12 protein-coding genes are annotated in these 13,659 nt (G+C 58.8%); 7 read left to right on the forward strand and 5 right to left on the reverse strand.

Annotation, left to right across the window (positions count from 1 at the left end; translation table 11 throughout):
• Positions 1-82 precede the first annotated feature (82 nt).
• The 3 genes from AB4N74_RS29440 (at position 83) to AB4N74_RS29450 (ending at position 2,427) form a co-directional block, all read left to right on the forward strand.
• Complete coding sequence (locus AB4N74_RS29440) at positions 83-1,456, forward strand: transporter substrate-binding domain-containing protein (RefSeq protein ID WP_093436791.1); 1,374 nt, start codon at positions 83-85, stop codon at positions 1,454-1,456.
• Between the two features lie 117 nt (positions 1,457-1,573).
• On the forward strand, positions 1,574-1,981 hold the full coding sequence (locus tag AB4N74_RS29445; RefSeq protein WP_093436788.1) for a response regulator: 408 nt from the start codon (positions 1,574-1,576) through the stop codon (positions 1,979-1,981).
• A gap of 164 nt (positions 1,982-2,145) precedes the next feature.
• Positions 2,146-2,427, forward strand: a complete 282-nt coding sequence (locus tag AB4N74_RS29450; RefSeq protein WP_093436783.1) for a DUF3509 domain-containing protein — start codon at positions 2,146-2,148, stop codon at positions 2,425-2,427.
• Between the two features lie 176 nt (positions 2,428-2,603).
• Here the strand turns inward: AB4N74_RS29450 and AB4N74_RS29455 are convergent, their stop codons facing one another.
• Both AB4N74_RS29455 and AB4N74_RS29460 read right to left on the reverse strand, forming a co-directional pair.
• Positions 2,604-3,584, reverse strand: coding sequence for a TIGR02285 family protein (locus AB4N74_RS29455; protein WP_460097952.1), 981 nt, complete (start codon positions 3,582-3,584; stop codon positions 2,604-2,606).
• On the reverse strand, positions 3,511-4,710 hold the full coding sequence (locus AB4N74_RS29460) for a CaiB/BaiF CoA transferase family protein (RefSeq protein ID WP_460097953.1): 1,200 nt from the start codon (positions 4,708-4,710) through the stop codon (positions 3,511-3,513). Before AB4N74_RS29460 ends, AB4N74_RS29455 begins: the two co-directional genes overlap by 74 nt.
• Before the next feature lie 146 nt (positions 4,711-4,856).
• On the opposite strand from AB4N74_RS29460, the gene AB4N74_RS29465 reads away from it, so the two are divergent.
• The 3 genes from AB4N74_RS29465 (at position 4,857) to AB4N74_RS29475 (ending at position 8,540) form a co-directional block, all read left to right on the forward strand.
• Entirely contained in the window at positions 4,857-5,399 is a 543-nt protein-coding gene (locus tag AB4N74_RS29465) for a YaeQ family protein (RefSeq protein WP_007908961.1), read from the forward strand.
• A 55-nt stretch (positions 5,400-5,454) separates the two neighbouring features.
• Entirely contained in the window at positions 5,455-7,164 is a 1,710-nt protein-coding gene (gene recJ / locus AB4N74_RS29470; protein ID WP_460097954.1) for a single-stranded-DNA-specific exonuclease RecJ, read from the forward strand.
• Between the two features lie 269 nt (positions 7,165-7,433).
• On the forward strand, positions 7,434-8,540 hold the full coding sequence (locus AB4N74_RS29475; RefSeq protein WP_093436771.1) for an NADH:flavin oxidoreductase/NADH oxidase: 1,107 nt from the start codon (positions 7,434-7,436) through the stop codon (positions 8,538-8,540).
• 207 nt (positions 8,541-8,747) lie between these two features.
• Here the strand turns inward: AB4N74_RS29475 and AB4N74_RS29480 are convergent, their stop codons facing one another.
• Positions 8,748-10,376 carry a glucan biosynthesis protein D gene (locus tag AB4N74_RS29480; protein WP_099758089.1) on the reverse strand — a complete coding sequence of 543 codons (1,629 nt, stop codon included), beginning with the start codon at positions 10,374-10,376 and terminating at the stop codon, positions 8,748-8,750.
• A gap of 392 nt (positions 10,377-10,768) precedes the next feature.
• Here AB4N74_RS29480 and AB4N74_RS29485 point away from each other — a divergent pair, with 392 nt between their 5' ends.
• Positions 10,769-10,954: a hypothetical protein gene (locus AB4N74_RS29485; protein ID WP_007908956.1), complete on the forward strand. Its 186-nt coding sequence runs from the start codon at positions 10,769-10,771 to the stop codon at positions 10,952-10,954.
• 50 nt (positions 10,955-11,004) lie between these two features.
• Here the strand turns inward: AB4N74_RS29485 and AB4N74_RS29490 are convergent, their stop codons facing one another.
• A complete protein-coding gene (locus tag AB4N74_RS29490) occupies positions 11,005-11,511 on the reverse strand; it encodes a BRO-N domain-containing protein (RefSeq protein ID WP_460097955.1) in 507 nt (168 codons plus the stop codon).
• 594 nt (positions 11,512-12,105) lie between these two features.
• Positions 12,106-13,590, reverse strand: coding sequence for an APC family permease (locus tag AB4N74_RS29495; RefSeq protein ID WP_116254590.1), 1,485 nt, complete (start codon positions 13,588-13,590; stop codon positions 12,106-12,108).
• Between the last annotated feature and the right edge of the window lie 69 nt (positions 13,591-13,659).

Below are 13,659 nucleotides of genomic sequence, written 5' to 3' on the forward strand. Positions count from 1 at the left end.
ACGGGCTTTTTTGTTTCTGCTGCCACACTGTGCGGGTTTTCACCCACGAAGGACGGGTGAGTCGATCACGAAGGAAGTGGCAATGCTGTTTTATAGAGGTTTGAAACCGGCACTGAGTGGGCTGTTCTTGTTCGGATTACTGGCTTTGATGCGCAGCAGCGAGGCGGCGCAACTGGCGCTGCATGACGATGCCGCGACTTCCAGGGTCCAGCCCATCGAACTGGCTGCGCACGAGCGTCAGTGGATTCGAGACAACCCCGAGGTGAAGGTGACGTCGTTGCAGTACCCGTTGTATCTGTTCCAGGATGAGCACGGGCAGTGGAGCGGCTTGAATAATGATGTACTCAAGCGCGTGACGGCGATGACCGGGTTGCGTTTTGTGCATCAGGAGTCGTTTTCCACCGATCACATGCTCGAACGTCTGGAAAGCGGATCGGCGGATATCAGTACGACCCTGGCCATGAGCGAGGAGCGCAAGGCGTTTCTGGATTACAGCCATGCATTTGGTGGTGCGGGCTGGGTGTTTGTCGGCCGCGCTGACGCGCCCCGGCTGGAGGCTTTTGAGCAATTGAGTCAACGGGTGTTGGTGCTGCCGGCCCGGCATGCGCTGGAAGACATGATCCGGCGTGACTTCCCGTCGATCGAGATTCGCTCGGTCAAGACCTACGCTGAGGCGCGGGCACTGGTCGAGAGCGGTGAAGCTTACGCCACCATCGAGAACGAAATCGGCGCGCAGCTTTATCCTTTGGGGTTGCTCAAGGTAGGCGGTCTGGTCGAAGGCAAATGGGAAGCGGATAACCTGGCCGTGCGCAAAGGCATGCCAGTGCTCTTGAGTATTCTCAACAAGGCCCTTGAGGCTTTTCCTGCGGCGGAGTTACGGGCGATCCGTCTGAAATGGCTTGAGGGTGTTGCACCGGTGCCCGTGCCGTCGGTCTGGCAGCAGATGCTCGAATGGGGTTGCTGGGGCATGGGCGGACTCGGCGTGTTTGGCCTGCTTTTCCTGATATGGAATCGGCGACTGACGGCCGTGATCAAACTGCGTCGCGCGGCGGAAAAGGATCTGGGCGATCAACTGGCGTTTCAGCACGCGCTGATCGACTCCATGCCCGACCCGGTGTTCGTCCGTGATCTGCAAGGGCGGCTGATCATGTGCAATCGCAGCTATGAGGAGGCCTTGTCGATTCGACTGGATCAGGTGCTGGGGAAGTTGCTGATCGAAGTTGACGCGCTGCCGCAGGCTACGGCGCTGATGCTGCACGACGAGTTCCTGGTGCAGTTGCGTACCCGCAAGTCGCGCTTCAGCAAGCGCCGATTGCAATTCAAGAGTGGTCCCCGCGAGGTCTATCAGTGGACAGTGCCGTTCTACAGCGCCGACGGCAAACTGCGTGGACTTTTGGGGGGCTGGACGGACATCACCCTGCGTCGTACAGAGAGCGGGTGTCGATGTCTGCAATGAAGATGGGAAATGTCCTATAAGACGCGACTACTTTTCCGATGGGAGGCTTAGGACGGCTGCCCTAGAGTGACAACAACTGCGGTGAGAGTCCGCGATTGTCGCCTCCAGAGGTCGCTTATGCGCTCGCTTAAAGTCCTGATACTTGAACCCAATCCGTTCCAGCTGATGGCATTGCATCAAATGCTCAATGCCATTGGCATCTATGACGTGCTGACGGCGCCGTCGCTGGCCTCTGCGCTGTCTTCGCTGGGGCATCGCGGCGCGGTCGACATCGCCATTTGCGATCCGCAACTCAAGGGGGGCGATGGCCTGGCGCTGATTCATCATCTGGCGACACGGCATGAGGCGCGTGCGTTGATCCTGCTGGGGACGGTCGCACCAAGCCTGCTGAACGATCTAGAGCCTTTGCTGTGTGAACACCGCCTGCGGCTGCTGGGGCGCCTGCAAACCCCGGTGTCGGCGGTGCTGATGCGCGGTTTGCTCGACAGTTACCTGAGCGCCGCTTCGCCAACTCTCCAGGTTTGACGGGGACGGTTATTTTTCTGTCATCTTCGCCGTGCATGCTCTGACAGACCGGTGACTCCAGGAGCGGAGCGATCGGTATGCAGAACTTTCTTCTCGGGCCGGTGGTCATTTATTGTGAACACGCCCCAGGCACACAGTTTTCGGACTATTGAGTGGAGATCGAGATGGAAAGTATCAGTCTATTGCTCGGTGAGGCTCTGAGCCCGTATCAGGTTTCGTTGTCTCCAAACGGTTCCCATGGCGAATGCCTGGTGACCTTGAAGAACAGTCACGGCGCCATTGTGGTGGAACGCGAATTCAATCAGGCACAACTGACCGACAAGCGCCAGTTGACCGATGTCGTTGACGGCTTGCACCGCGACGTTCTGATTGCGGAGGGAAGGCTGGAACCCTGTGTGATCGCGGCATTGCGCAACGCCGCGCTGGATAAACGTGCGGCGCTGTAAAGATGAAATATTTTTTGTGGGAACCTTCCTGCATCCCTGTCAGTCAGACCCGGTAACAGCAGGATCAAGCATTGTGCTCCGGTGCTTGTCGCTTGCTGCTACGGGTCTTTATGTAGGCCACGTTTAACCCCGAGTCGTCTCCCCACTTCTCGGGGTTTCTTTTGTCTGCGATTTGCTCATGGCGCCGCTTGTTGCTCGAAGAACGATCGGGCCTGTTCGAGGTAGTCACTTCGCATCGCGGGGTCCAGCCAGTCGGCGTACAACTGGTTCAGTTGATCGTGGGGAAGGGTGCGCAGCAGTTGGTTTATTTCGCTGATTGCCTGACGGCCCTGGTGTGTGTCGGAGCAGCCGATGTAGCCCGACAGGTATTTACCGGTGCCGCGGATCGGATAAAACAGCAACTCGTCTTCGGCGATTTGCGCCAGATGAGCCTGATAACGAATTTCTGGCCAATAGCCCAGCACCACCTGTAATCGTCCCAGGCGCTGCATCAGCAGCAGATTGTTCAGGGCCTCGTTGCCGTAATGAGGCGTCAGGGCGTCCGTGGGGGCCTGGCGCAGCAAGTCATCGACTATTGCACCGTAACTGCGTTCCGCCACGACACCGATTTTCACTTGGCCATTGGCTAGAAGCGATGCCAGATCGATTTCACCTTCCACGAGAAACGGTGCCAACACTTCGCGATCTTTCTGACGCACCACCAGCCCATTACTGACGGCGCGGAAGGCCGGGATGGAATACGCGATCCATTGCGCGCGCTCCTTGCTCCAGATCAGCGACGGGTCGCAGGTGAAGGAGGCTTCGTGAAGCATCTGGATGCCTCGGGCTCGATTGACTCGCATCAACTTGTGTTCGTATTGCGGCATGCCGGCAATCAGCATCGGCATGAGGTGATCAATGACACCCTGGCCTTTTTTCGGGCCTTCAAAAATGGTCAGTGGCGGCAGGTCGCGCAGTAACCAGGTCAGCGTCGGTTTCGCCTGCGCGCCGTTCGACAACATGAGTAAAAACAACAAGCCGAACAACCGCCACGTCCACCAGTGATGGGCGCGGTTGGTGTGCGATGTCTGCCGGCGTTTCAGCTTAAATGGCTCCGTCTTCGCGCAACTTGGTGATCTGTCGCTCGTCGTAGCCAAGATCGTGAAGTACCTGCGCATTGTGTTCACCCAATTGCGGTCCGACCCATTCCGAACTGCCGGGTGTCTCTGAGAGTTTCGGCACGATGCCCGGCATCTTGAAATCTTTGCCGCCGGGCAGCTTGGCCTGCAGGAACATCTCTCGGGCCAGGTACTGCGGATCGCTGAACATGTCCTCGGCGCTGAAGATCCGGCTGGCCGGTACTTCGGCCTGATTGAGCAGGTCGAGCACGGATTGCAGCGGCAACGAATTGACCCAGCGATCGATCACGCCGTACAACTCGTCGCGACGATTGTCACGCCCGTCGTTGCTGGCCAGCGTAGGGTCATTGGCCAGGTCTTCACGGCCGATGATCAGCATGAAACGTTTGAAGATCGCGTCACCATTGGCGCCGATCTGCACGTGTTTGCCATCGGCGCTGGTGTGGATAGAGGAGGGCGTGATGCCGGGCATGATGTTGCCGGTGCGCTCGCGGATAAAACCGAACACGTCGAACTCCGGCACCATGCTTTCCATCATCGCGAAAATCGCTTCATACAACGCGACATCGACAACTTGTCCGGTGCCACCATTGACCTCACGATGACGCAGCGCCATTAGCGCGCCGATCACGCCCCATAGCGCGGCAATCGAATCGCCAATGGAAATTCCGGTGCGCACCGGTGGGCGGTCCTCGAAACCGGTGATGTAGCGCAAGCCGCCCATGGACTCACCCACCGCACCGAAGCCGGGCTGATCCTTCATCGGCCCGGTCTGGCCAAAACCGGACAGGCGCACCATCACCAGTTTCGGGTTCAACGCGTGCAGGGTTTCCCAACCCAGGCCCAGTTTTTCCAGGACACCGGGGCGGAAGTTCTCGATGAGGATGTCGGCTTCACTGAGCAGTTTTTTCAGGATCGCCAAGCCGTCAGGGTGTTTGAGGTTCAGCGTCAGCGACTTCTTGTTGCGTGCCTGGACGAACCACCACAACGACGTGCCTTCATACAGTTTTCGCCACTTGCGCAATGGATCCCCGCCGTCGGGCGACTCGATCTTGATTACTTCAGCGCCGAACTCGCCGCAAATACGCGAGGCAAACGGCCCGGCAATCAATGTACCCAATTCAATGACTTTCACACCGCTGAGCGGTTTGTTGGCGAACGGCATACTGAATCCTGTAGGACAAGGCTAAGCAGATACAGCGTTTTAACATAGCCGGCTGTCAGACGCCGCAGCTTGATCGCCATCAATTCGATGATTGCCTACTGCATCGGTTAGACTTGCCGACTTTCCTCGTATCAAGAAGCCCGTTCATGGCCCAGCCGTCCACTACCTACAAATTTGAACTGAACCTCACCGACCTCGACCGCAGTGTCTACGAGAGCGTCAAGCAGACCATCGCCCGTCACCCTTCGGAAACCGAAGAGCGTATGACCGTGCGCCTGCTGGCCTACGCCCTCTGGTACAACGAGCAGTTGTCGTTTGGTCGCGGTCTGTCAGACGTGGATGAACCTGCACTGTGGGAAAAGAGCCTGGACGACCGTGTTCTGCACTGGATCGAAGTTGGCCAGCCTGACGCTGATCGCCTGACCTGGTGCTCGCGTCGCACCGAGCGCACCAGCCTGCTGGCCTATGGCAGCCTGCGCGTCTGGGAAACCAAGGTGATCCCGGCGATCAAGAACCTGAAAAACGTCAACATCGCGGCCGTCCCTCAGGAAGTGCTGGAGACGCTGGCCAAGGACATGCCTCGCGTCATCAAGTGGGACGTGATGATCAGCGAAGGCACGATCTTCGTCACCGACGACCGGGGTCAGCACGAAGTCCAGTTGCAATGGCTGCAAGGTGAGCGCGGCTGATCCCGCATCACCACCGCAATAATCCCACGTAATCAAGAGAAGTCTCTGCCACCCCATGCGTATCGAACCTCGTCAACTGCCTGCCACTCTGCCGTTTCTCGGTGATCTGCCACCCTTGCTGACCCGCTTGTACGCGGCGCGGGGCGTGCAGTCCGAGGCGGAGCTGGACAAGAGCCTGGCGCGGTTGATCCCGTTTCAGCAACTCAAGGGCATCGATGCGGCGGTAGACCTGCTGGTGACGGCGCTGGAGCAACGCCAGCGCATCCTCATCGTCGGCGACTTCGACGCGGACGGGGCGACCGCCAGTACCGTCGGCATGCTTGGTTTGCGCTTGCTCGGTGCGGCGCACGTCGATTATCTGGTGCCGAACCGCTTCGAATATGGCTACGGCCTGACCCCGGAAATCGTCGAGGTCGCACTGACCCGCGAACCGCAATTGCTGATCACCGTCGACAACGGCATCTCCAGCGTCGAAGGCGTGGCCGCTGCCAAAAAGGCAGGCCTCAAAGTACTGATCACCGACCACCACTTGCCTGGCGATGAACTGCCGCTGGCCGATGCGCTGGTCAACCCGAACCAGCCCGGCTGCGAATTCCCGAGCAAGGCACTGGCCGGCGTCGGGGTGATTTTCTATGTGTTGATGGCGTTGCGTGCACGTTTGCGCAGTCTCGGCTGGTACGAGAACAAGCCGCAGCCGAACATCGGTGAACTGCTCGATCTGGTGGCGCTGGGCAGCGTTGCCGATGTGGTGCCGCTGGACGCCAACAACCGGATTCTGGTGCATCAAGGCCTCGAGCGGATTCGCGCCGGGCGCGCACGGCCGGGGATCAAAGCGATCCTTGAAGTGGCCAAGCGAGACGCTGCGCGCATTACCTCCACCGATCTCGGCTTTATTGTCGGCCCGCGCCTGAATGCTGCCGGACGTCTGGATGACATGAGCCTGGGCATCGAATGCCTGCTCACTGCCGACGCCAACCTGGCCCGGGAAATGGCCGCGCAACTGGACGGCATGAACCAGGATCGCAAATCTATCGAACAAGGCATGCAGCGCGAGGCGCTGGCGCAGCTCAAGGACTTGCCGGTCGAATCGATGCCGTTTGGTCTGTGCCTGTTCGACCCGGAGTGGCACCAGGGTGTAATCGGGATTCTCGCGTCGCGGATGAAAGAGCGCTATTTCCGTCCGACCATTGCTTTCGCTGATGCGGGAGATGGTTTGCTCAAGGGCTCCGGGCGTTCGGTGCAAGGCTTCCACATTCGTGACGCGTTGAGCGTGGTGGCGGCGCAGCATCCGAACCTGATCGCCAAGTATGGTGGCCACGCAATGGCCGCTGGTCTGACCTTGCCGCAGGAGAATTTTGCGCTGTTCGCCGAGGCCTTCGACGCTGAAGTGCGTAGGCAACTTCGCGAGGAAGACCTGACCGGGCGCATGCTGACCGATGGCACGCTGGCGGTTGAAGAATTCCACCTCGAACTGGCCCGCGCCTTGCGCCATGCCGGGCCTTGGGGGCAGCACTTCCCGGAGCCGCTGTTTCATGGCGTGTTTCAGTTGGTCGAACAGCGAGTGGTCGGCGAACGGCACCTGAAAGTGGTGCTGAAGAGCGAATGTGGCTCGGTGAAGCTGGATGGTATTGCCTTTGGCGTTGACCGTGATATCTGGCCGAACCCGACGATTCAGTGGGTTGAACTGGCTTATAAGCTCGACGTTAACGAGTTTCGGGGTAACGAGACTGTTCAGTTGATGATTGCCCACATCGAACCGCGCTAAGCCCTTCGCGAGCAGGCCCGCTCCCACAGGTACGGTGTTGTCCTTTGTGGGAGCGAGCCTGCTCGCGAAAGCGTCCTTTCACACACTGAATCACTCTGAACCCTCCCTCATCCCCGGTTGTCGACTAGGCTCTAAGCACTGCTTGATTGGCCTTGTGACGTCTTGTCGATTTTTTTGCCCGCGGGGGCGGGTGCTGCATCTTTTTCCTGTCACTCGTCGACTATTCAAACAGAACCCTGGAGCCTGCCCACTGATTTGAGAGGTGCCCCATGAGTCTGCTGCTTGAACCCTTCACTCTGCGCCAACTGACCCTGCCCAACCGCATCGCGGTGTCACCGATGTGCCAATACTCCAGTGTCGACGGCCTCGCTAACGACTGGCATCTGGTACACCTCGGCAGTCGCGCGGTAGGTGGCGCGGGTCTGGTATTTACCGAAGCCACGGCGGTCACGGCCGACGGGCGGATCACCGCCGAAGACCTTGGCCTGTGGAACGACGAACAGATCGAGCCGCTACAACGCATCACCCGCTTCATCACCGCCCAAGGTGCGGTCGCCGGGATTCAACTGGCCCACGCCGGGCGCAAGGCCAGCACCCATCGGCCGTGGATCGGCAAGCATGGCAGTGTCAAACCCGATGATGGCGGCTGGACACCGGTCGGCCCGTCACCGATTGCTTTCGATCCGCAGCACACGCAACCGAAACAGCTGGATGAAGGGCAGATCGCCGACGTCATTCAGGCGTTTGTCGACGCCGCCAAACGCGCGCTGAAGGCGGGTTTCAGCGTGGTCGAGGTACACGCGGCGCATGGTTATCTGCTGCACCAGTTTCTTTCGCCGCTGAGTAATCAGCGTCGCGATCAGTACGGGGGATCGTTCGAGAACCGCATTCGTCTGGTGCTGCAAGTGACCGAAGCGGTGAGGGCGGTCTGGCCGGAGGAGTTACCGGTGTTTGTTCGCGTGTCGGCCACTGACTGGGTGGAAGACGGCTGGAACCCGGATGAAACCGTGGAACTGGCGCGACGTCTGCACACCCTCGGCGCGGATCTTATCGATGTGTCGTCGGGCGGGACGGCGGCCAACGCGGAAATTCCGGTCGGGCCGGGCTATCAGACGCGCTTCGCAGAGCGTGTGCGCAAAGAGTCAGGCATCGCCACCGGCACCGTGGGAATGATTACCGAGCCGGCGCAGGCCGAGCATATTCTGCGCACCTGTCAGGCTGACATCATTTTCCTCGCTCGGGAGCTGCTGCGTGATCCTTACTGGCCACTGCATGCCGACGATGATCTGGGGGGGCGCAAAGCGGTGTGGCCGGCGCAATATCAACGGGCAACGCATCGTGATCAGCCGATTCATGAGTCTGATTTGCGCGATTGAGTGAGTTGTGAAAAAGCAAAAAGCCCCGGTCAGTGATGGCCGGGGCTTTGTTTCTGTTGGGTGTTTTTGTGCTGACTGGGCGGATGCTATCGCGAGCAGGCTCACTCCTACAGTTGATCTGCGTCGCACACACATCTTGTTAACGACACATAACCCTGTAGGAGTGAGCCTGCTCGCGATGAGGCCCAATCAGACGCCGGAGAACCCTCAAGGGTACTTACGCTTGTCCGGCGCCGGCGGGAAATACTGGTACAACCAGGTCTCGCTCAACGTGCGATCGTTGGTGCGAATAAACAACCGCAGCTCCACCGGCTCCACGCTGTCACTGGTCGGGTACCAGTCAAACAGAATCCGATAGCCCTTGATGTCATCCAGCACCAGTACGCTGAAATCCTGCACCTTGCCGTTCGAGCACGTCACCACCGGTTCGATTCCGGTGCCTTGCGGCAGTCGATCCAGACCACCGCCAGTGAAGTCCACGGCAAAACGACGCGCCCACACCGGCGGGTAATGCTCGCCCGGTGCCCAGCCTTCGGTGAATCCGCCCATACCGGAACGGGTCGCGTGCACCCGTGCCAACGGCGTGCCCACGGGCGGCAATGCGCTCCAGTAAAGCTTGTAGCCGTAGTTCAGCGAATCCCCGGCAGCCACCGGTTTTTTCGGGGTCCAGAACGCGACGATGTTATCGAGAGTCTCGCCGGTGGTAGGGATTTCCAGCAGATCGATAGAGCCTTCGCCCCACGCCGTGGTCGGTTCTACCCACAGGCTCGGGCGCTTGCTGTACCAGTCCACGGTGTCCTGATAGTTGGCGAATTCATGGTCGGTCTGCACCAGACCGAAGCCTTTCGGATCGGTGTCGGCAAACGCATTGAATTGCAGGGTCGCCGGGTTGTTCAGCGGGCGGCAGATCCACTCGCCGTTGCCGCGCCACATCGCCAGACGATCCGAGTCGTGGATCTGCGGGTGGATGGTGTCGCACATGCGGCGCTCGTGGGTGCCACAACTGAACATACTGGTCATCGGCGAGATGCCCAATTGCTCGATCGCCGTACGCGCATTGATGTGCGCATCGACTTCCATCACCACGCGCTCGGCCTGGCAGTCGATGTCGAAACGGTAAGCGCCAGTGGCACTCGGCGAGTCGAGCAGGGCATACACCACAAATCGGGTGGCGTTCTTGTCCGGTGTCTCGAACCAGAACTTGGTGAAGTCAGGGAATTCTTCGCGTTTCTTGGCGTAAGTGTCGATCGCCAGGCCGCGCGCCGAGAGGCCATATTGGCCAGTAGCGTCTACCGCACGGAAATAGCTGGCGCCGAGGAACGACAACACATCGTGACGATCCAGCTCCGGCGCTTTGAACAGCTTGAAGCCGGCAAAACCGAGGTCACCCTTGAGCTGCTGGGTGTCGACCGAAGTGTTTTCATAGTTGAACAGCGCCGGGCGGAAATGCACCTCGCGGGCAGTGCGCGTCTTGGCGTCGACGCTGTACATGCGCACCGGCTGACGGAACCCCATGCCGACGTGGAAGAACTGCACGTCCAGCTGACCCTTGTTTTCCTTCCACAGCGAATGCTCGCCGTCGTAGCGGATCGCATTGAAGTTCTGCGGGGTCATGGTCGCCAGGGTTGGCGGCAGCACCTGTTTGGTGTCCTGATAGGCGCTGCCGGCCAGTTGCTTGGCCTGGCGCTTCAGCGCTTCGAAGTCGAAGGCCTGAGCCTCGCCATCGGCGGCGCCGCCATTGGCCGCCCATGCACGGCTGGCCAGCAGGCCAGTGGCCGAAAGACCGGTGTAAGCCGCAATGGCCATGGACGCTTTGAGCAAATTCCTGCGGTGCATAAATACAACCTGTCGTGAGCAATCCCGCGCCGTTCCTGGCACGTGCTGGATCAGAAATAACGGTTCGGACAAGCCTTCGGCCAAACGCAACGGACTATTAACAGATGCCGGCTAGCTTAAACGGTTCGCTCGCAATGCAAAATTCGTTGATTCACCGCGCCAGTGTGTCAATGAAACAAGACATGTCGGTTAAACATCTGACAGGGCATTCTGATTTACACGGCATATCTGCTTTTTTCGACTAATTACTCTAAAAACCGCTTTTCAGCGCCGATTTAATTTCTATTCTATGGGCATGACCGGTGCTGACCGGTAGGGCACACGGCGCTGCTGTAAGGGGCAGGGCGATGTGGTGGTTTAGCAATTCTTTGAAGTATTGAAGGACATCGTCCATGGCAAAAATACAAGGGATCACCGACATGTTGGGCATCTTTCCTTGCCTGGGCAGCGGCCGCAAAAGGCGCCGGCTCAGCTCTGACGAAGTGAAGCTGGTGGAGCGTTATCGGGAGCTTTCGGAGAATGACCGGATTGCGATGCGGTATCTGGTGGATGCGATGCGGAGTGTTTCGCGGTTTTGAGTGGAAATAAAAAGGGGCGGACTGAAAGGTCCGCCCCTTTTTTATTTGGATCAGCTACACGTTCCCAGTACTGGATACGGCCGCTGGCCGCGCATCAACTCCGGCACATCCCGCCATTTGACCCACGCCTGCTTTTGCCAGTGCAGCAGCGGCAGGGTAACGCCTGCCCAATGCACTGAACTCAAGCTCGGGTGGTTTTCCACAGGGCTTGATTGGGTTTCGCGCAGCATCGGGATGACTTCATGGCTCAACCACTGGCGCAGGTGACGGTTTTCCGGGACGAAGTGATGGACGAGCAGGGCGAACAGGCCGGACTCGCTGACCATCGCGCAATCGATGATTTCGCCGTCCCGACGCAGAAGGACATGGCGACGCTGATCGGGATCGAGTTTCAGGGTGAGGCGTTCGTTCAGGGGGTAACCCATCAAGCGACCGAGATCTTGCACGCAGAACCAGGATTCGTGGTCTTGCATGAAGGCGTGGAGGAAGCGGTTGTGGCGGGTGAAGATGGTGGGGGTGAAGTGCGAGTGTGTTTCATCTGAATTTGACGTATGCATTTCTGACTCCATGTTGAAATGAGAGTCGCCACGAATCCTTCGAAAGATCTGGGTGGCGAACCGTGCGGCGTTCGAAGTCGGAACATTCTCGATCAACATGTAAGCCGAGAGGCCCGCGCCACACAGCCCGCCATAAAGCGAAACTGACAGACAGAAATGCCTGGGTTTCTATGGTGGGCGCTGAGCGTCATGTTGATGATGTCCCGGCTTCGACCCCGGATCGCTGAATTAACAGCGACGGGATAAAGCCTATCGGTCAGGCGCTTGCGGCGACAAGTCTACCCTTTCGCCACACATCGTAGGAAATGGGGCTTTTTCAGGCAGGCTGTGTCTGTAGGAAATGCCTGTTTTTTTAGATTCCGCTGCTAAACCATCCCTGCACCGAAGATTTTCCTTTATGAGTTAGCAATCGGGAAAAGGGAGAAGCAATTCTGTGAGCAAAGATGAAGCGAGGGGTAAAAAGAGAAAGGTGATCGATCTGGATCGCTTCGAAGCTGTTAGAGGTAAAGCCGATATCAAATGGCGTACTGATGAATTGATGACAGTGCTTCGAGGAGACCCCGGAATCAAATCTCGATTCCGGGGTGATTCTTCTTAGCGACTCACCTTCCACGCATCCCCAGCCGGCGCCTTGCCATGGTCATACGGCTTGCCAATCCACATATAAACCAAGCCCAACCCAATCACGATCACCGTGCTCAATACCATCGCATAGTTCACATACCATGCCGCATCCGGCGTACGTGGCCAGGCCATGTTGATGATCGCGCCAACGCCATACACCAGCGCGCCGATGTTCACCGGCCAGCCCCATGCGCCGAGAGTGAATTTGCCGCTCGGCTTCCAGCCTTTACTGCGGGCGTACAGTGCGGCCAGAACGATCATCTGGAACGCGAGGTAGATGCCGATGGCGGCGAAGCTGACGATGGTGGCCACGGCGTCTTGCAGGAAGAAGCCGAGGGCGATGATCAGGGCCGGCAGGACGCCGGACACGAATAGTGCGGCAACCGGTACTTGGGTGGTAGGAGAAATCTTTTTCAGCAGTCGGCTGCCGATGACCATTTCATCGCGAGCGTAGGAGTACAGGAGACGGCTTGCCGCTGCTTGTAGGCTGATGACGCAGGAGATGAAGGAAATCATTACCACGCCCATCACCACTTTCGAACCGACCGGGCCGAAGGCGTTGTTGAGGATGGTGGTGACCGGGTCTTTGTCGGTGCCGTTGATCACCGCTTGCATGTCCGGCACGGCGAGAATCAGCGCCAGGCAGGCGAACATTGCCGCGATGCCGCCGATGTAGATGGTCATGCGCATGGCCACCGGGATTTTTGCGCTCGGGTTCGGGGTTTCTTCAGCGACGTCGCCGCAGGCCTCGAAGCCGTAGTAGAGGAACATCCCCGCCAGCGATGCGGTGAGGAAGGCCGGCAGGTATGAGCCGTCAACGCTGATGTCGAAGGTGTTGAACAGCACGCTCAGCGGTTGGTGACGCTCGAACACCAACAGGTAAACACCGACGATCACTGCGCCAACCAGTTCGCAGAGGAAGCCGAACATAGCGATACGCGCCAGCACTTTGGTGCCGCTGAGGTTGACCAGTGTGGCGAACAGGGTCAGCACCAGGGCGATGACGATGTTGGTGTTGTTGCTTGGCTCAAAACCGAGCATGGCGGCCAGATACGGGCCAGCGCCGACCGCAACTGCAGCAATGGTGACGCAGAGGGCGATGGAGTAGATCCAGCCGACCATCCATGCCCATTTCTTGCCGACCAATCGGCGTGCCCAAGGGTAAACACCGCCGGAAATCGGGAACTGCGAAACCACTTCGCCGAAGATCAGGCACACCAGCAACTGGCCGCAACCGACCAGCAAATAGGCCCAGAACATCGGTGGCCCCCCGGCGGCGAGGCACAGACCGAAGAGGGTATAAACCCCTACGACCGGTGACAGATAAGTGAAGCCCAAGGCGAAGTTTTCCCACAGACTCATGCTGCGGTTGAAGTTCGAGGTGTAGCCCAGTTTGCGCAGTTGTTCGGCATCGCTGTCGGCAACGGCTGCGGCGAGATCGGGTGAGGCACTCATGTGTGATTGCTCCGTGAAATCGGCAGATTTCGGATGGCCGAGGCCGTGGCGGGGCTTTGTGGGCGCCGC

Source organism: Pseudomonas sp. H3_C08 (genome assembly GCF_054669455.1).